Here is an 18247-nt window from a genome sequence, read left to right as displayed (position 1 = left end):
ATGGCATGAGTGGCCTTGCCGGTACAAGGGTTCGATCACGCTCATGGCCGACAAGGTGAACAGATGGTCGCGAGAAGACGGAATCACCACCGCTCGGGCACAGCGGGTCCGCTCTGCCCTCATGGAGCAGAGACGGCCCACGTGACTGGTCACGATGCTTATTTCGTGACGGTGAGGGTGGCGTGCATTCCGGCCTGGTAGTGACCCTTGATGTTGCACAAAAGCACATAGGAGCCTGGCGAGAGCTTGGCTTTCAACGTGCCATTGGCACCGGGTTTCAGATCGGAAACCTCGCCCATGCTTTTCAGCTTCTTCTCATCGATGCGGTTCTTGCCCGCAACGACTTCGAGCTTCTGGTCCGGCGACTTCAGTTTTACCAAGACCATTTCATGGTCTTCCGACATTGCGTCATTGTGAACCAGAAATGTCGTCTCGCCGGCGGTGATGGTCGATTTGTCCAGCATCAACGTCATCGGTCCACCACCTTCACCGCCTTCTGTGACCTTGATGGTGGTCGCGGCAAAGCTTTGCGATGCCATCATGAGAACGGCGGCGGCGGCGAGTGTGTAACGGATGTGTTTCATGGTTATGATCTCTCCTCGTTGATGCACGAAGGAGTAGAACGCCAGGCTGACACGAAGCTGAATGCAATGAGGTCGGTTGCCTGTTGAAAACGCCATAGTGGAAGTCAAAACGAAAAGCCGGACTGGGTCCGGCTTTTCTATCAAATGGCAGCGATGCGGCTTAGGAAGCGCTGGCGCCGCGTGTGCGGGCAAGGCCATCCACGGCGGGCTTGTATTTGGGGTCAAGACGGGCGGCGTGGCCATAGGACTTGGCGGCCTTGTCTTTTTCGCCACGGCGCTCGTAGACCAGCGCCTGGTTCGCCCAGGACTCGGCCAGATTTCCATCGAGCGCAATCGCGTGGTTGAAGTCGGCGAAGGCGTTTTCGTCGTCATTCAGCGCGACATACGAGATGCCGCGACCATTGTAGGGCTCCGGCGAGTTCGGTGACAACGAGATGGCTTTCGAGAAGTCCTCGATGGCCTGTGTGTGCTGGTTGCGCAACTGATAGATCAGGCCGCGATTGTGCCATGCGCGGCCGTCTGTCGTATCCAGATTGATGGCGGCAGAGAAGTCGTTGAAGGCTTCGTTGACGCGGCCCGTCTGGCGATACAGATTACCGCGACCGATCAACGCTACATCATAGCTTGGGTTGATCTGGAGCGCGCTGTTGTAATCCTGAAGCGCTTGGCTCTGCTGGCCGCTGTTGCGGTAGACGAGCGCTCGGTTGGCATAGGCCTGGTAGAATCGCGGATTGAGCTGCAATGCGCGCTCGAAATCGGCGATGGCGCGCTTGGAATCGCCAGCGCGACCGTAAGCTGAGCCACGGACGTTGTAGCCTTCGGGATCTTGCGGATTGGCGTTGATGACGGACGTCAGCGATGTGATGTTTTCAGCCGAGCCCTGCGCGCGATCGAGCTGGAAAACGTCATTCGTTTGCGTGGTGGTGGCGCAGCCGGACAAAGCGGCGACAAGGCCACAGACGATCAGGGAAGAACGAAACCGCATTTTGTCTCTCTGGGATACACCGCTTGAAAACGGATTTCTAAAATCACGGGGATCAACAGCGTTCATGCGATTTGGGTTCCCTCTAGCAAGCCCGTTCCATGGCCATAAACTCAAAGAGCGGCGGCGAAAAAATCGCCCCCGCCCCATAAGCATACAAAAACGTCTAAAAGACGACCTATCAGCGAGCCGGAGCGCGCGGACCAGCAATCAGACCTTCGCGCTGCATGCGCTTGCGTGCCAGCTTGCGAACGCGGCGAACGGCCTCAGCCTTTTCGCGAGCGCGCTTCTGGGAAGGCTTCTCGTAGAAATCACGCATCTTCATTTCGCGGAAAATGCCTTCGCGCTGCATCTTCTTCTTAAGAGCGCGAAGCGCCTGATCAACGTTGTTGTCGCGGACTAGTACCTGCACGTGAATCCCGTTCCTTTGGTTGGTTATTTTGCCGTGTGAATAGTGGCATTCGCAAGCAAACAAAAAATCGTTCGGTTGGCCGTTTGGCCGCGCGATTGGTGAAGGGCAATATCAGATCATTTTTGCGAAGTCCAGCCGTTAACGCAAATGCACCGAGGGAAACGCATGTTTTTAGGGGTCTCATCCGTCAATTGTGGCATTGACCCCTGGTTGCTGGTGAGATTGCCGAGCGTTTTCGAGATGGATCCACCTTGATCAACGATCGTCCAGGTCCATGTCAGATGCCGTGTCATTTGCCGCAGCGCTGACGTGGTGTACCACGATTGTCGTGTAACACGCGTGAAGAGGTTACGGGCTCCTTTCGACATGGCTTTCTTGCAATGTCGATACTGTCTGTCGCGGCGTCGCAAAATGGACATGACTGTGCTTATTGATTTGTCATGTTCTGACTTACGCCGGCAGCTGTGATCCGGTCATCTGAGGAGTGGTTCGTCCATGCGCAAATATTCGGTTTTCGCTGTCGCTCGCGAGGCTTTGCGCGGGCACAAGGGCTGGGATGCGCAGTGGGCTTCCCCCGAACGACGCAAGGAATACGATGTCATCATTATCGGTGGTGGCGGGCATGGACTGGGTGCTGCTTACTATCTGGCCAAGGAGCACGGCATTACCAATATTGCGGTGCTGGAAAAAGGCTGGATCGGCGGCGGCAACAGCGGGCGCAACACCACCATTATCCGCTCCAATTATCTCTATGAAGAGAGCATGGACATCTACGAGCATTCCCTGAAGCTGTGGGAAGGCTTAAGTCAGGATCTCAATTATAATGTGATGTATTCGGCACGCGGCGTGATGATGTTGTCGCATAATGTGCATGACCAGCAGTCTTTCAAGCGCCACATCAATGCTAACCGTCTTTATGGTATAGACAATGAATGGCTGACGCCGGAGCAGGCGAAGGCCTATTGTCCACCGCTCGATATTTCCGCCAATGCGCGTTACGCCATCAACGGCGCGGCCTTGCAGCGTCGGGGCGGCACGGCGCGCCATGATGCCGTGAACTGGGGTTATGCGCGTGCGGCATCCGATCGTGGCGTTCACGTGATCCAGAACTGCGAGGTGACCGCCATCCGGCGCGGGCCTGATGGAGCGGTGACGGGGGTGGAGACCAATCGCGGCTTTATCGGCGCCAAGAAGATCGGCGTTTCGGCGGCGGGGCATTCCTCTGTCGTCATGAAGATGGCGGATGTGCGGGTACCGCTGGCCTCCAATCCGTTGCAGGCGCTGGTGTCGGAGCCGCTCAAGCCGATTTTCCCCTGCGTGGTGATGTCCAACACGGTGCATGCCTATATCTCGCAATCCGACAAGGGAGAGCTGGTGATTGGTGCGGGGACGGACCAATATAATTCCTATTCCCAGACCGGTGGTCTGCAGATCATTACCCACACGCTGGATGCGATTTGCGAGCTGTTCCCGATTTTCCGCCGCGTGAAGATGATGCGCCAATGGGGTGGCATTACCGACAATACGCCGGACCGTTCCGCCATTCAGAGCGTGACGCCGGTGCCGAACCTGTTCCTCAATTGCGGCTGGGGCACGGGCGGGTTCAAGGCGACACCCGGGTCGGCGCATCTGTTTGCGCACCTCATCGCGCGCGGAGAGCCGCACAAGCTGGCGGAAGGCCTCAACCTGGACCGGTTCCGTTCGGGACGGCTAATCGATGAGGCGGCGGCGGCGGCGGTGGCGCATTGAAAAGGGCGGTCGCGCTTCTTGCTGCTGTTTTTGCGGCGAGTGCGGCGAGAGCCGACGGCTTTATGCCGCAGGCCAAGGACGTGCGTATGCAGACGATCCGCAAAGCGCAGGGCGAGACGAATTGGCCTTTTGTGGCCGATGAGGGTTTTCTGTCCTGCGTGCCGGGCGGGGGAGAGCGTCTGGTCTATTTCGTGCCCAAGGGTGCACCCGGCGAGAACGTGTTCGCGATCAACCTAAACACCAATGTCATGGCGATGGCGTTGATCAATATCGGGCGCGGGGATGCATTCCGGCCCTATGCCAATTTTGAAGACCTGATAGGCAGGCTATCTCCCTACATCACCATGGGAAAGCGCCTGTGTGACCAACCCGCCGGAACGGTCGTTCCGGAAAGCTCTCTTTGAGGCAAAACATGCTGCTGATCCGTTGTCCCTATTGTGAAGAAGAGCGTTCCGAGCTGGAGTTCCGCTGGGCTGGGGAGGCGCATATTGCGCGGCCTGAAAATATTTCGGCCATTTCCGACGAGGAATTCGCCGAATATTTCTTCATGCGCGACAATGACAAGGGCATGGTGTTCGAGCGCTGGCGGCACATTCATGGCTGTGGGCGTTTCTTCAATGCGGCGCGCCACTCGGTGACCGACAAAATCCACCTAACCTACAAGGCAGGCGAGCCGAAGCCGGATGAGGCCACCATTCTCGCTGGACATGAAGGAGCAGCCCGATGAGCGGCGCCTATCGCATCAAGGGCGCTGGCCGCCTGACACCGGCGCGCACGGCGCGCTTTACCTTCGACGGCAAAATCTACACGGCGCTTCAGGGTGACACGGTGTCCTCTGCGCTGCTGGCGAATGGTGTGCATCTGATCGGCCGCTCGTTCAAATATCACCGTCCGCGTGGGTTTCTCTCCGCCGGTCCTGAAGAGCCGAATGCGCTGATTGACGTGTCACGCGATAGCAGCCGCAAACAGCCGAATGTGCGCGCCACGGTGCAGGAAGTGTTCGACGGGGCGATCGTGTCTTCGCAGAACCGGTTTCCATCGCTGTCCTTCGATGTCGGTGCCGTCAATGATTTCCTGTCGCCGCTGTTCGTGGCGGGATTTTACTACAAGACCTTCATGTGGCCCAAGGCTGCGTGGGACAAACTCTATGAGCCGATCATCCGCCGTGCCGCTGGGCTGGGCAACGCGCCCAAGGAAGGTGACGCAGACCAATACGCCAGCCGTTATGCCCATTGCGACGTTCTGGTGGCAGGTGGTGGCGTCGCCGGGTTGACGGCGGCACTTGCCGCAGCAAAAACCGGTGCCAAAGTCATGCTGGCAGATGAAAATCGAGAGGTTGGCGGCGCGCTTCGCTTCGATACCGGCACGACCATCGACGGTATCAACGGCTATGAGTGGGCGCAGAAGGTGCTCGCCGAGTTGAAGGCCATGCCGAATGTTGAGGTGCTGACGCGTACCACCGTGTTCGGCTACTACAATCATAATTTCATAGCGCTGGCAGAGCGCGTGACCGACCATCTGGCGACACCGGGACATGCGCCGCGCGAGCGGCTGTGGCAGGTGCGGGCGAAAAAGGTGGTGCTGGCCACGGGTGCTATCGAGCGGCACATGGTGTTTGCCAATAATGACCGGCCGGGCATCATGCTGGCATCGGCGGCGCGCACCTATCTCAACCATTACGGCGTGACGGTGGGTCACACTGTGGGTGTCTATACCGCCCATGACAGCGCCTATGAAACCGCATTCGATCTGAAGCGGGCAGGTGTGACGATTGCCGCTATCGTGGATTGCCGCACCAACCCGGACGCGAAGCTTCTGGACGAGGCGCGGGCGCTGGGTATCGAGGTGCTCGCTGGCCACAGTGTTTACAATACGTTGGGGCGTTTGCGCGTGTCCTCCATCACCGTCGGGCGCAATGGCGGGTCTTCCAAACGCAAGATCAAGGTCGATGCGCTGGTGGTGTCAGCGGGCTGGACGCCGTCTGTGCATCTGTTCTCGCAATCACGTGGCAAGCTGACATATGATGCTGAGAACCAGCGTTTTCTCCCCGATGTGCATGTGCAGGATTGCATCTCCGTCGGTGCCTGTAATGGCACGGATGATCTGGGTGCCCTGATTGCCGAGGCTGCTGCCGCTGGCGGCGGCACGGTGGAGTTTTCCGGCCACAATGCGCATGCCTGGACCGGTGGAATGATTGGCGCTGGCGAAGGGGCGGGCGAAGGCGACAATGTCAAAGCCTTCATCGACTTCCAGCATGATGTCTGCGCCAAGGATATCCGCCTTGCGGTGCGCGAAGGCATGCATTCTATCGAGCATATCAAGCGCTTTACCACCAATGGTATGGCGTCGGACCAGGGCAAGATGTCCAACATGCATGGTCTGGCCATCGCCTCCGAAACGTTGGGTCGTGATCTGCCGAAGGTAGGGCTGACGACATTTCGTGCGCCCTATACGCCTGTCACTTTCGGCACGCTGGTGGGGCATTCCCGCGGCACGCTGTTCGACCCCGCCCGTAAGACGCCGATGCATGCACTGGAAGAGGCGGCAGGTGCCGCCTTCGAAGACGTGGGCAACTGGAAGCGCGCATGGTTCTATCCGCGCGCCGGTGAAGACATGCACCAGGCGGTGAACCGCGAATGCAGGACGGTGCGCGCAGCGGTGGGCGTTTTCGATGCGTCAACACTGGGCAAGATCGAGGTTGTCGGGCCTGATGCGGCCAAGTTCCTCAACCTGCTTTACACCAATGCCTGGGATACGCTGAAACCCGGCCGCTGCCGCTACGGCATCATGACCCGCGAAGACGGTTTCGTTTACGATGACGGCGTGGTGGGACGCTTGGCGGAAGACCGTTTCCATGTGACGACGACAACAGGCGGTGCGCCGCGCGTGTTGCAGCACATGGAAGACTATCTCCAGACGGAATTCCCTGATCTCAACGTCTGGCTGACATCGGCCACCGAACAATGGGCTGTGATTGCCGTGCAGGGGCCCAAGGCGCGTGAGGTGATTGCGCCGCTTGTGGAGGGCATCGATCTTTCGCCTGAAGCCTTCCCGCATATGGCGATTGCCGAGGGTACGATCTGCGGCGTGGCGACACGGCTGTTCCGCGTATCGTTTACGGGCGAACTGGGTTTCGAAATCAACGTGCCCGCGGATTTCGGCCCTACCGTCTGGAAAGAGATTGCGGAGCGCGCGCAAGCCGTCGGCGGTTGCCTCTATGGCACCGAAACCATGCATATTCTGCGGGCCGAAAAGGGCTATATCATCGTCGGTCAGGACACCGACGGCACGATGACCCCTGACGATGCGGGGCTTGGCTGGGCGGTTTCCAGGAAGAAGACGGATTTCGTCGGTATTCGCGGGCTTCAGCGCCCGGATTTGGTGCGCGATGGCCGCAAGCAACTGGTGGGCCTGTTGCCGAAAAATCCGCATGACGTGCCGGAAGAGGGCGGGCAGATCGTGGCCGATCCGAACCAGCCGAAGCCGATGACGATGCTGGGGCACGTCACATCATCCTACTGGTCGGAAAATCTCGGCCGTTCCATCGCCTTCGGGCTGGTGGCCGGGGGCCGGGCGCGGATGGGCGAAACGCTTTACATTCCGCTGGCCGACAAGACGATTGCAGTGGAGGTGACGGACATGGTGTTCTTCGACAAGGAAGGAGGCCGCATCAATGGCTGATCTGGCAAACCGTACACTGGTTCTGGACGGCGCCCGCGCTGGCTCCGCAAATGTCTCCATCAAGGTCGCGGCACCCGCTTACCGGCTGTCGCTGCGGGCCAAGGCGGATGCGGTGACCGAGCTTTCGCAAGCGCTTGATATCAGTCTGCCGCAGACCCCGAAAACCTCCACCACATCAGCCTTGCGGGCTGCGCTCTGGCTCGGGCCGGACGAATGGCTGGTGATCGATCAGGGCGAGAGCAACCTGATGGACGCCTGCGCGACCGTCTCCGCCCCTCATTCCGCCACCGACGTCTCCCACCGCAACGTGGCCATCACCGTTTCGGGGGATGGCGCGGAAGCCACGTTGAACGCGGGCTGCCCGCAGGATCTGTCGCTTGCAGCATTCCCGGTTGGTGCTTGCTCGCGCACGCTGTTCGGCAAGGCCGAAGTTGTGCTTTTGCGCGTGACGGACGATACGTTCCGGGTGGAATGCTGGCGCTCGTTTGCGGAGTATGTGTTCGGATTGCTGGACGAGGGCGCGCGGGATGCTTGAGGCCTAATTGGATGAAGTTTTGGGTTTGTACAGTGCTGCGCCCGCTTTTTGTGCCGCAGCCGCCAATCGCTTGTCTCTGGTCCACAAGACGGCTCTGGTGTCAATCAGCGTCGATGCAAGCAGGTTTGCGTCGGTGTAGCCAATACCCATGCTGAAGAGCGAATGCCGGTCGATCATGACCATGACTTCATCGTGGGTCGCGACGAGTACCTCTTGTTGGGCAGCCAAAAACGTTATCACATCATTGCGGTTGCGAAGACTGCCGAGCCCCAGCTCGCCAATGATGGCGGGGTGACAGAGAAGGTTATCCGCCTCGATGATCTTCCGTAATTCGTCATCATGGTGACGAAAATGATCAATCCAGATGGACGTGTCTACCAGTATCACTTCGTCGTATCGCCCCGGCGGCGGGGGGCTGCCTCCGCGTGAGGCATTGAACTTCCGAGCGCAATGAGGCGCTTGCCGGATTCGATCCGGATCAGCGTCTCCAATGCCTGCCGAACCAGGGCAGCTGTTTCGTTCGTGCCCGTCAGTGATTTTGCCCGATCCAGAAGGGTGTCATCAAGATTGATCGTTGACCGCATATCAGCATCCTGCTCAGAAGTGGCACGGGTTTATGAGATATATCTAGCACCAAATGGTGCAGAAATCCATGCGTCGTTTCACTTTACCCTGAGCCGAATGTTTTTCCAAAGGTTGACACCGCAACCGCTGATTTCAAGCCGCCTTCTGCTGCATCTTCATGAACCCAACCGTTGCCGCCCACAGCGCTACGCCGATCAGCAATAACACGCCCGCAATCGAGTACTGCACCATGTCTCGCCCCGTCCATGGGCCGACGAGGAAGAAGCAGCTGATGGCGCCGATGATCGGCAGGATGGTCGGCGTGCGGAAGTGTTTGTGGGCAACCTTGTCCTTGCGAAGCACGAGAACCGCGATGTTCACGATGGTGAACACGCCGAGCAGAAGCAGCGCGGTGGTGCCGCCGAGTGCCGGGACGCCGCCTGCAAAGGCGATGAGGCCGATGGCGATGATCGAGGTGAAGACAATGGCGACGTAGGGTGTCTGGCGGCCCTTGTGGACTTTGCCCAGCGCTGCGGGCAGCACGCCTTCGCGGCTCATGCCATAGATCAGGCGGCTGGCCATCATCATGTTGATGAGCGCGGAATTGGCGACGGCAAACATGGTGATGATGCCGAAAATGCCGATAGGGAAGTTCGGTGCGCCAGCGGCGACGACCTTCAGCAGTGGTGTTTCACCTTCACCAAGGTCGGACGCCGAGACGAGGGTGATGGCCGATATCGCGACCAGAATGTAGATGATGCCGGTGATTACGAGGCCGCCCAGCAGCACCTTCGGGAAGATGCGCGAGGGCTGCTTGCATTCCTCGGCCATATTGACTGAGTCCTCGAAGCCGACCATGGCGAAGAAGGCGAGCGTCGTGGCCGCAACCACTGACCAGATAACGCCGTGATCTCCCGCAGGCTCGAAGGTCCAGACGCGTGATACATCGCCCTGGCCGTTGCCGATGGCCCAGAAGCCAATGCCGATGATGATGAGAAGGCCGGTCAGTTCAACGATGGTCAGGACAACATTCATCTTCACGCTTTCCCCGACGCCCCGGAAATTGATGAGCGCGATGGCGGCGATGAAGGTGATGGCAACGCCGGTGACACCGAAAGCGCCGAAATCAAAGCCCGTCACCGTCGTGAAGTTGGCGGCGAAGGCGCGCGAGGCGGTGGAGGCGGATGTCACACCCGACGACATGACGGTAAAGGCGACGAGAAATGTGATGAAATGCACGCCGAACGCCTTGTGCGTATACAGTGCGGCACCTGCTGCTTTCGGATATTTCGTCACCAATTCGAGATATGAGCAGGCAGTCAGAAGCGCGACGCCGAAGGCGATGAGGAAAGGCAGCCAGACAACGCCACCGACCTCTGCTGCTACCTGACCGGTCAGCGCATAGATGCCCGTGCCGAGGATATCGCCCACGATGAACAGCAGCAAAAGCCCTGGGCCGATGACGCGTTTGAGTTCGGTTTGCGGCTCAGCGGAGTCGTCGGGTTGAGTCACATTTTGCGCCATTGAATCGTCCCCCATGCAATGTGTTGCATTGAACGCAGAAAGGGGGACTAGGTTCCCGTTTTGGTGAGCAAAACGTTGTGCGCAATGCATGATCGTCGGCGGACTGGAAAGATTGAGGAGCATCGCGTATATATCTTCTGAAGAGGAGGCCGTCCGATGCAGGTTCAGGTCAATCAATATCCACAGCTAAGAACGCTCTGCTGGAACCGTGCCGACGACGTGGTTCTGGACAGCGGAGAGGCATTTTCCCTCTACGAACGGAACTGGCGGTTTGTGGATCAAGACGTGCTGACGACGGAGGAAATGGCTTTGCTGCAAGACCTTATAAAGGAGCACGGGCCATTGCTCGTGGCGGCTTAACAATTGCTTCTGTTTCGCCGTCCGCACCACAATGCAGTCTTGGCGGTTCTTCATGCGTTGAACGGCGCATTGTTCAGGGAGGCTGATTGCTATTTTGGAGGCGGCACTGCAATTGCACTCGAGCTCGATGAATACCGTGAGAGCGTGGATGTCGATTTTCTCTGCTCATCGCAAAAAGGATATCGAAAACTGCGTGAGTCGGTATGGGTTGATGGTTTTACAGCGTTGACCAAGCCTGGTGCCAAAGTTAGCGCGCTGCGTGATCTTCAAAGTGATCAATATGGGATACGCACATTCGTTCAGGCCGGCGATGTCAGGATAAAGTTCGAAATCGTTCGTGAAGCGCGTATCGCGTTATCTGGCGCCATGGACGAGCGCTATGGCATTCCAGTCTTGGCGCGGAGCGACATGTTTGCGGAAAAGCTGCTTGCAAACGCTGACCGTTGGCCTGACCGCGCTGTGCGCAGCCGTGATATTATCGATCTGTCGATGATGATCTCACGCTGGGGTGATATTCCGCCGTCATCTTGGAAAAAAGCCCGTCTTGCCTACGGCGAGACGGTGGATCGCGCCTATGAGAGTGCAGTCGATGCCATTCGTGATGTCAAATGGCTTGGCGACTGTGCACAAGCCATGCAGATGGATGAGGCATTGGTTCCAGAAATTTTGAACGTTCATGGCGGGCCAAAGCCTTCAATCGTTTGACGCTCAGTCTTCCGGCCTGTCTTCCGGGTTGAACTGGCTGATCGTTGTCCACCGCGCCGTCAGTGCCGGTTTCTTTTCGTCTTCGATTTCCACCGTCACGTCATAGGTGTTCATCAGCATTGCGCCGCCGCGGAAGCGGGCTTCTGCGAGCGTGAAGTGGCCGCGGATGCGGGCGCCGCTTTTGACGGGGGCGACGAAGTGGAGTTTTTCGAAGCCGTAATTGATGCCCATGGTCTGTTCGCGGATTTTGGGCAGGGCGCTGTAATTCATGGCCGAAAGCAGCGAGAGCGTCAGGAAACCGTGTGCGATGGTGCCGCCGAAGGGGCTTTCGGCGGCGGCGCGTTCCGGGTCCGTGTGGATGAACTGGTCGTCGAGCGTCGCCTTGGCGAAGGCGTCGATCATCGGCTGATCAACGGTGATCCAGTCCGATACGCCAACCTCGGAGCCGACGAGATCCTTAACGTCAGCCAGAGAAATTTCCTTGGGCATGTTTCCTCGCGAAGACAGGACGTTTGAGCACGGTGACGTGCCGAACTCTACAGCGGCGGGCCTAAAGAACAATGGCCTTTTTGCAATGCAGCATTCAAGGCTTCAGATAGAACACCACCGAACGGGCTGGCAGGTGGGCGGGATTGCCGAAATCCGTGCCGATGGCTTGCCAGCCCTCGCCGGGAAGCGAAAACGGCACGACGGCGCCAGTTCGGTTAAACAGGATGGCCAGCCGGGCCGGTTCATCGGTCGTGGTATCATGGGTTTTGACGATAACGGCGAGCGGGGTGCCTTGCGGGTTTTCCCAGTTCGTTGCGGTCATCGGTTCTCCGGACGGCGACAGCCAGCAGATGTCGTCGGTGTGGGGCGAGAAGAAATGCATCTCGCTGAAAGCACCGAAGCGCTTTCGCAGACTGGACAGGAACGCCGTGTGCTCGATCAGTTCTGGCGAAAGTGCTGACCAATCGACCCAGGTGACCGCGTTGTCCTGACAATAGGCATTGTTGTTGCCCTGCTGGCTGCGTCCACCTTCGTCACCGGCCGTCAGCATGATCGTGCCGCGCGTGGCAAAAAGCGTTGAAAGCATGGATTTGACGTCGTTGATACGGGCCGTAAGGATGGCCTTGTCATCCGTCGCGCCTTCGACGCCATTGTTCCAGGAGTAATTTTCGTTGTGGCCATCGCGGTTGTCTTCGCCGTTGGCCTCGTTGTGTTTGTGGGCATGGGACACGAGATCGAACAGGGTGAAACCATCGTGGGCGGCAAGGAAGTTGACGCTGCGGGTTTCGGTTCTGTCGTGGCGGGAAAAGACGGGCGAGGAGCCAGCCAGCGCATCGGCGAGCGCGCCAGTCGTCGAGGCGTCTCCACGCCAGTACCGGCGCAGGTCGTCGCGGGCGCGATCGTTCCATTCAAGAAAGTTTTCCGGGAAATTGCCGAGCTGGTAACCGCCGGGACCGATGTCCCAGGGTTCTGCAATCATCACGCGGTCGTGCAGCAAGGGATCGGTATGGAGGGCGGCAAGTGTTTCGCTGGTAGCGTCGAAGCCGGTTGACGTCCGGCCAAGAATGGGCGCAAGATCGAACCGGAAGCCATCGATACCGGCATGCGCCACGAAGTGCCTGAGCGTATCAACGATCAGTTGGCGGACCTGGCTGTGGTCGCAGGCGACCGTGTTGCCTGTGCCGGTATCATTGACCAGTGTGCCGGGATCATCGGGTAAATGGCGGTAATAGGTGAGGTTATCCAACCCGCGCAGGGAAAGCGTCGAGCCGAAGTGGTCGCTTTCGCCGGTGTGGTTGAAGACGAGATCGAGGATAACGCCGATGCCATTGTCGTGGAGGGTCGCCACCGTCTCGCGCAGTTCCTTGATGCCGCCGGGGCACAGGCGCGGATCGAGAGCCATGAAGCCGACCGGGTTGTAGCCCCAGCCGTTGGTCAGGCCAAGCGGCGGCAAGTGACGCTCATCGATCCAGGCGGTGATCGGCATGAGTTCGATGGCATCGACGCCGATGTTTTTGAGATGAGCGATGATAGCCGGGTGGGCGAGAGCGGCCACCGTTCCCTTGGTGGCTTCTGGCACATCCGGGTGCAGCATGGTGAAGGGCTTGACGGCGATTTCGTAGATGAGGCCGCCCGGCGAAAACAAGGGTGGCTGGCGCTTGACCGGCTGGTACTGCGAAACGATGGCCTTCGGCATGATCGATGCGGTGTCTGTGCCAAATGTCAACAGGGCTGGATCATGGGTGAACGGTCGGTCGATCTGCGTGGCATAGGGATCGAGCAGGAGTTTCGAGGGGTCGAACCACAGGCCGTGGTCGGGCGCGTAGATGCCATCGGCGCGAAAGCCATACCGGGTGCCGGGGGGTGCGTCCGTGGTGATGTGGTGAATGTCGTTTTCCCCACGCTGCATGGGAATGCGGGTGGTCTGGATGTTGCCGGTGGGGTCGAAGAGGCAAAGGTCTATGTGTGAGGCGTGGCGGGAGTAGACGCAGAATGCCGTTCCGTTTTCCGTGGGGTTGGCGCCGAGGGGAGGGACGGTAGGGTTTGGCATTCAGGGGTCCGTTCGTTAGGGTTGGGTCCGCGTTTAAGGTTTGTGGGTGGGCCTACCCCCCTCTGTCCTGCCGGACATCTCCCCCACAGGTGGGGAGATCGAATCGCCGCACCCTTTCGGCCATATTGACTGTCGAGATTTAAGTGCTGTCGTCGCGCCCAGCCGATCTCCCCACCTGAGGGGGAGATGCCCGGCAGGGCAGAGGGGGTAAGCCCACCCAGTGCCCTGGCAAACTGTCAGGTAATCACCGTCGGAGCATCGCGCCCGGTGTGCTTCTTGATGCCCGCAATCGCATCGGCTGCCGAAATCAGGTCGGCCAGAGCCTCCTGCGTCTCGATATTGTGGCGCGATGCGTCTCCTTCGTAGCGCTCGACGTAGAGGCGGAGCGTTGCGCCCGCCGTGCCGGTGCCCGACAGACGGATGACGATGCGGGAGCCGCCCTCGAAGAGGATGCGAATGCCCTGATTTTTGCTGACCGACTGATCGACCGGATCATTATAAGCGAAATCATCGGCAGCTTTGACCTTCAACGCGCCGTAGGTGGTGCCGGGAAGGGTTGCGAGTTTTTCGCGCAGGATCGAGACCAGCGTGTTGGCGGCATCGCTATCGACCTCTTCATAGTCGTGGCGCGAATAGTAGTTGCGGCCATATTCGGCCCAATGCTTCGTCACGATGTCCTTGACGCTCTCCTTGCGAGCAGCGACGATATTCAGCCAGAACAGCACGGCCCAGAGACCGTCCTTTTCGCGCACATGGTTGGAGCCGGTGCCGAAGCTTTCTTCACCGCAAACGGTGACCTTGCCGGCGTCCAGCAGATTTCCGAAGAACTTCCAGCCCGTCGGCGTCTCGTACATGCCGATACCGAGCTTTTCGGCCACGCGGTCAGCGGCGGCACTTGTCGGCATGGAACGGGCAATGCCGGAAATACCAGCGGCATAGCCGGGCGCCAGCGTGGCGTTGGCAGCGATGATGGCAAGGCTATCGGACGGCGTCACGAACATGCCCTTGCCGACCACCATGTTGCGGTCGCCATCGCCATCCGAGGCCGCGCCGAAATCCGGGCCATCGGCGCTCATCACATCGTCATACATGTCCTTGGCGTGGACGAGGTTGGGGTCGGGATGGTGGCCGCCGAAATCGGGAAGCGGTACGGAATTGCGCACCGATCCCGCGGGCGCACCCAGGCGCTTTTCGATGATCTCGACAGCGTAGGGGCCGGTGACGGCGCTCATGCTGTCGACCACGACTTTGAAGCCACCGGCGATGAGGTTACGGATGGCGGAAAAATCGAACAGCTCTTCCATGAGGGTCGCGTAATCGGCAACGGGATCGATGACCTCAACGGTCATGCCGTCAACGTCGCAGGTGCCGATCGTGTCGAGGTCGATATCGGCTGCGTCGGAGATGCAATAGGTCTCGATGGCCTTGGTGCGGGCGAAAATGGCATCGGTGATCTTTTCGGGAGCCGGGCCACCATTGCCGATATTATACTTGATGCCGAAGTCTTCGTTGGGGCCGCCGGGATTGTGGCTGGCCGACAAAACGATGCCGCCGAACGCCTTGTATTTGCGGATGATGTTGGATGCTGCAGGCGTCGAGAGAATGCCGCCCTGACCGACCAGAACCTTGCCGAAACCGGCTGCGGCTGCCATCTTGACCGTCTTCTGGATGACGTCGCGATTGTAATAGCGGCCATCGCCGCCGATCACCAGCGTCTGCCCCGCAAAGCCTTCCAGGCTGTCGAAGATCGACTGGATGAAGTTTTCCGCATAGTTTTCCTGCGCAAACACAGGCACTTTCTTGCGAAGGCCCGACGTGCCAGGTTTCTGATCCTGAAATGGTTTTGTCTGAACAGTGGTGATCGTCATTTATTGGCCTTTCGAAATGAGCTGGGCATAAAGCTGGGCATAAAGCCCTGCACTTTTTTCCCAGGAAACGTCCGATTTCATGCCCTGCTTCTGCATTTGCGTCCATAATTTTGGTTCGCGGTAGAAGCGCACGGTGCGGCGAATGGCATGCCGCAGCCCGTCGGCGGTGATGGAGGAAAACTGCACGCCGGTCGCGACCTTGGCAGCGATGGCGGCATGGTTGGCATCGATGACCGTATCGTTCAGCCCGCCATTGCGTGCCACGACCGGAATGCAGCCATAGCGCAGGGCGTAAAGCTGGGTCAGGCCGCAGGGCTCGAAACGCGAGGGGATGATGATGGCATCGCAGCCCGCCTGCATGAGGTGAGACAGCGGTTCGTTATAACCGATGGCGACGCCGACGCGGCCCGGATGACGCGAGGCCGCTGCCAGAAGCGCACCTTCCAGCGAGATTTCGCCAGCACCCAGAACGACCAGACGACCGCCCATGGCGACGATGTCATCAACGACTTCGCTGACGAGATCGACGCCCTTTTGCCAGGTCAGCCGCGAGATGACGCAAAACAGTGGCCCGCTGTCCTGATCGATGCGGAAATGGCTGGCAACGGCAAGTTTATTCAGCGCTCGCAGCTTGAGATTGGCGGAGGAATAATTGTGGTTGATCAGGTGGTCGCTTGCCGGGTCCCAGACCTCGGCATCGATGCCGTTGACGATGCCGTGCATGACATGAGCGCGGCTTCTGATAACACCTTCCAGCCCCATGCCGAATTCTGGCGTGAGAATTTCTTCGGCGTAGGACGGGCTGACGGTGGTAATGGCCGTTGCGGTTTGGACGCCACCCTTCAGGAAGCTGATGTCGTTGTAATATTCGATGCTTTCGGTGTTGAAGGCATGCGCGGGCAAGCCCAGCTGGCTGAAGATATTGGCGCCGAACTGGCCCTGGAAGGCAATGTTGTGGATGGTGAGAATGCTCGGAATTTCAGGCGTTTCGGCGTAGCGCATATAGACCGGGGCCATGGCGGCCTGCCAGTCATGGGCGTGCATCAGGTCCGGTTTCCAGCCGGGCAGCTTGCCGATGGCAATCTCCGCCGCCGCATAGGACAGGGCGGCGAATCGCTTCCAGTTGTCGGCGAAATCCTTGCCTGTCGAGTCCAGATAGGGGCCGGCGGGGCGATCGTAATAGGCGGGGGCATCGACAATCAGAAGGTCCAGACCTTCGTGATGTGCCTCCAGAATATCGGCATGTTCGCCAAGCAGGTCAATCTCGGCGATCTTCACGGCATCCGGACATGCAGACTTGACCGCCGGGTAACCCGGAATGAGCGTGCGGGTGGTAACGCCGAATTTCTTGAGCGTGATGGGAAGCGCGCCAGCAACATCGGCGAGCCCCCCTGTCTTGATGAGTGGATAGACTTCGGACGCAACCGAAAGAACATTCATGAGGTCTACAAATCCAGCTTGTCGATCATCGATTGGGTTATCAGGCAGATGCCGCTTTCCGTGCGGCGGAAACGCTTGCCATCCAGTTCCGGGTCCTCGCCCACGATCAGCCCTTCGGGAATGACCACGCCATGGTCAATCACCACTTTGCTGAGTTGCGCGTGGCGACCGATCTTCACACTCGGCAACACGACGGCATCTTCCAGACGCGAATAGGAATTGGCCCTGACGCCTGTGAACAACAGGCTGCGGTTAAGGGACGAGCCTGAGATGATGCAGTCGCCCGCAACAACAGACGAAGTAGCCGAACCACGGCGCTTATCATCATCATGTACGAATTTGGCGGGCGGCAGAATTTCCGCATAGGTCCAGATCGGCCATGACTTGTCGTAGATGTCGAGGTCGGGCACGATGTCTGTCAGGTCGATGTTGGCCTGCCAGTAGGCGTCGATCGTGCCGACGTCGCGCCAGTAGGGGCCGTTTTCGAAATCGGAGCGCACACAGGAAGCCGCAAAACGATGCGCAACCGCTTTGCCGTGACGCACGATATGGGGAATGATGTCCTTGCCGAAATCGCGACTGGAGTTGGGGTCGGCGGCGTCGCGGCGCAGGCACTCCATCAGGAACTTGGTGTGGAAGACGTAGATGCCCATGGAGGCAAGCGCCATATCCTCATTGCCGGGAATGCCCGGAGGGTCGGCGGGCTTTTCGATGAAATCGATGATTTCATCCTTCTCGTTGACGTGCATGACGCCGAAACCGACGGCTTCCATGCGAGGCACTTCCAAGCAACCGATGGTGACGTCTGCACCGGAATCCACATGCTGTTGCAGCATGTATTCATAGTCCATCTTGTAGATGTGGTCGCCGGCCAGAATGACCATGTATTCGGGGCCATAGGGCTCGATGATATCGATGTTCTGATAGACCGCGTCGGCGGTGCCTTCATACCATTGCGTTTCGGATACGCGCTGGGAGGCGGGCAGAATATCGAAGCTCTCGTTACGCTCCGGGCGGAAGAAGTCCCAGCCGCGCTGAAGGTGGCGGATGAGCGAGTGAGCCTTGTACTGTGTGGCGACGCCGATGCGGCGAATGCCGGAATTGAGCGCATTCGACAGCGCGAAATCGATGATGCGGGCCTTGCCGCCGAAATAGACGGCCGGCTTGGCGCGCCGGTCCGTCAACTCCTTCAGGCGGCTGCCGCGGCCGCCAGCAAGCACATAGGCCATCGCATCACGTGCCAGCGGTTGAACTCTTTTCTCACTCATAGCAATCCTCCCGAAAAAATGTCGTCTGTTCCCATA

The 18247-nt window shown here is 58.9% G+C and carries 18 protein-coding genes; 7 read left to right on the top strand and 11 right to left on the bottom strand.

Annotation, left to right across the window (positions count from 1 at the left end):
* Positions 1–158 precede the first annotated feature (158 nt).
* The 3 genes from EKM04_RS17875 to rpsU form a co-directional block, all read right to left on the bottom strand.
* The gene (locus tag EKM04_RS17875; RefSeq protein WP_183895998.1) at positions 159–584 is read right to left on the bottom strand and encodes a sulfocyanin-like copper-binding protein; all 426 of its coding nucleotides are present in this window, start codon (positions 582–584) and stop codon (positions 159–161) included.
* A 160-nt stretch (positions 585–744) separates the two neighbouring features.
* On the bottom strand, positions 745–1569 hold the full coding sequence (locus EKM04_RS17870; RefSeq protein WP_234910933.1) for a tetratricopeptide repeat protein: 825 nt from the start codon (positions 1567–1569) through the stop codon (positions 745–747).
* Positions 1570–1747: 178 nt separating this feature from the next.
* A complete protein-coding gene (rpsU, locus tag EKM04_RS17865) occupies positions 1748–1978 on the bottom strand; it encodes a 30S ribosomal protein S21 (protein WP_174153952.1) in 231 nt (76 codons plus the stop codon).
* A gap of 495 nt (positions 1979–2473) precedes the next feature.
* Here rpsU and EKM04_RS17860 point away from each other — a divergent pair, with 495 nt between their 5' ends.
* The 5 genes from EKM04_RS17860 to EKM04_RS17840 are packed head-to-tail and all read left to right on the top strand — an operon-like array spanning position 2474 to position 7943.
* A complete protein-coding gene (locus tag EKM04_RS17860) occupies positions 2474–3727 on the top strand; it encodes a sarcosine oxidase subunit beta family protein (RefSeq protein ID WP_183895996.1) in 1254 nt (417 codons plus the stop codon).
* Positions 3724–4131: a hypothetical protein gene (locus tag EKM04_RS17855; protein ID WP_183895995.1), complete on the top strand. Its 408-nt coding sequence runs from the start codon at positions 3724–3726 to the stop codon at positions 4129–4131. Before EKM04_RS17860 ends, EKM04_RS17855 begins: the two co-directional genes overlap by 4 nt.
* 8 nt (positions 4132–4139) lie before the next feature.
* On the top strand, positions 4140–4454 hold the full coding sequence (locus EKM04_RS17850; RefSeq protein WP_183895994.1) for a sarcosine oxidase subunit delta: 315 nt from the start codon (positions 4140–4142) through the stop codon (positions 4452–4454).
* Positions 4451–7408: a sarcosine oxidase subunit alpha gene (locus tag EKM04_RS17845; RefSeq protein WP_183895993.1), complete on the top strand. Its 2958-nt coding sequence runs from the start codon at positions 4451–4453 to the stop codon at positions 7406–7408. Before EKM04_RS17850 ends, EKM04_RS17845 begins: the two co-directional genes overlap by 4 nt.
* Positions 7401–7943 carry a sarcosine oxidase subunit gamma gene (locus tag EKM04_RS17840; protein WP_183895992.1) on the top strand — a complete coding sequence of 181 codons (543 nt, stop codon included), beginning with the start codon at positions 7401–7403 and terminating at the stop codon, positions 7941–7943. The genes EKM04_RS17845 and EKM04_RS17840 overlap by 8 nt, the downstream gene beginning before the upstream one ends.
* Positions 7944–7946: 3 nt before the next feature.
* On the opposite strand, the gene EKM04_RS17835 is transcribed toward EKM04_RS17840, so the two are convergent.
* From EKM04_RS17835 to EKM04_RS17825, 3 genes are all read right to left on the bottom strand, one after another.
* Complete coding sequence (locus tag EKM04_RS17835; protein WP_183895991.1) at positions 7947–8330, bottom strand: type II toxin-antitoxin system VapC family toxin; 384 nt, start codon at positions 8328–8330, stop codon at positions 7947–7949.
* Entirely contained in the window at positions 8327–8527 is a 201-nt protein-coding gene (locus EKM04_RS17830) for a type II toxin-antitoxin system VapB family antitoxin (RefSeq protein ID WP_183895990.1), read from the bottom strand. Before EKM04_RS17830 ends, EKM04_RS17835 begins: the two co-directional genes overlap by 4 nt.
* Positions 8528–8660: 133 nt before the next feature.
* A complete protein-coding gene (locus EKM04_RS17825; protein ID WP_183895989.1) occupies positions 8661–10031 on the bottom strand; it encodes an APC family permease in 1371 nt (456 codons plus the stop codon).
* 156 nt (positions 10032–10187) lie between these two features.
* Between EKM04_RS17825 and EKM04_RS17820 the strand changes: the two genes are divergently transcribed.
* Positions 10188–10391, top strand: a complete 204-nt coding sequence (locus tag EKM04_RS17820; protein WP_183895988.1) for a hypothetical protein — start codon at positions 10188–10190, stop codon at positions 10389–10391.
* Between the two features lie 3 nt (positions 10392–10394).
* Positions 10395–11096 carry a nucleotidyl transferase AbiEii/AbiGii toxin family protein gene (locus tag EKM04_RS17815; protein ID WP_210290082.1) on the top strand — a complete coding sequence of 234 codons (702 nt, stop codon included), beginning with the start codon at positions 10395–10397 and terminating at the stop codon, positions 11094–11096.
* Positions 11097–11099: 3 nt separating this feature from the next.
* Here EKM04_RS17815 and EKM04_RS17810 read toward each other — a convergent pair whose 3' ends face one another.
* The 5 genes from EKM04_RS17810 to glgC form a co-directional block, all read right to left on the bottom strand.
* Entirely contained in the window at positions 11100–11585 is a 486-nt protein-coding gene (locus EKM04_RS17810; RefSeq protein ID WP_183895987.1) for a MaoC family dehydratase, read from the bottom strand.
* Between the two features lie 94 nt (positions 11586–11679).
* Complete coding sequence (glgX, locus tag EKM04_RS17805) at positions 11680–13635, bottom strand: glycogen debranching protein GlgX (protein WP_183895986.1); 1956 nt, start codon at positions 13633–13635, stop codon at positions 11680–11682.
* A 236-nt stretch (positions 13636–13871) separates the two neighbouring features.
* Positions 13872–15503, bottom strand: coding sequence for an alpha-D-glucose phosphate-specific phosphoglucomutase (locus tag EKM04_RS17800; protein WP_183895985.1), 1632 nt, complete (start codon positions 15501–15503; stop codon positions 13872–13874).
* Positions 15504–16943, bottom strand: coding sequence for a glycogen synthase GlgA (glgA, locus tag EKM04_RS17795; protein WP_183895984.1), 1440 nt, complete (start codon positions 16941–16943; stop codon positions 15504–15506). It abuts the gene before it with no gap.
* Positions 16944–16948: 5 nt separating this feature from the next.
* Positions 16949–18211, bottom strand: a complete 1263-nt coding sequence (gene glgC / locus EKM04_RS17790; RefSeq protein ID WP_174153939.1) for a glucose-1-phosphate adenylyltransferase — start codon at positions 18209–18211, stop codon at positions 16949–16951.
* Positions 18212–18247: the final 36 nt, after the last annotated feature.

Source organism: Rhizobium skierniewicense Ch11 (genome assembly GCF_023757665.1).
In the GTDB taxonomy this organism is placed as follows: domain Bacteria; phylum Pseudomonadota; class Alphaproteobacteria; order Rhizobiales; family Rhizobiaceae; genus Agrobacterium; species Agrobacterium skierniewicense.
The sequence above is the reverse complement of the archived record's forward strand: the minus strand, read 5'-3'. Positions and strand labels throughout refer to the sequence as shown.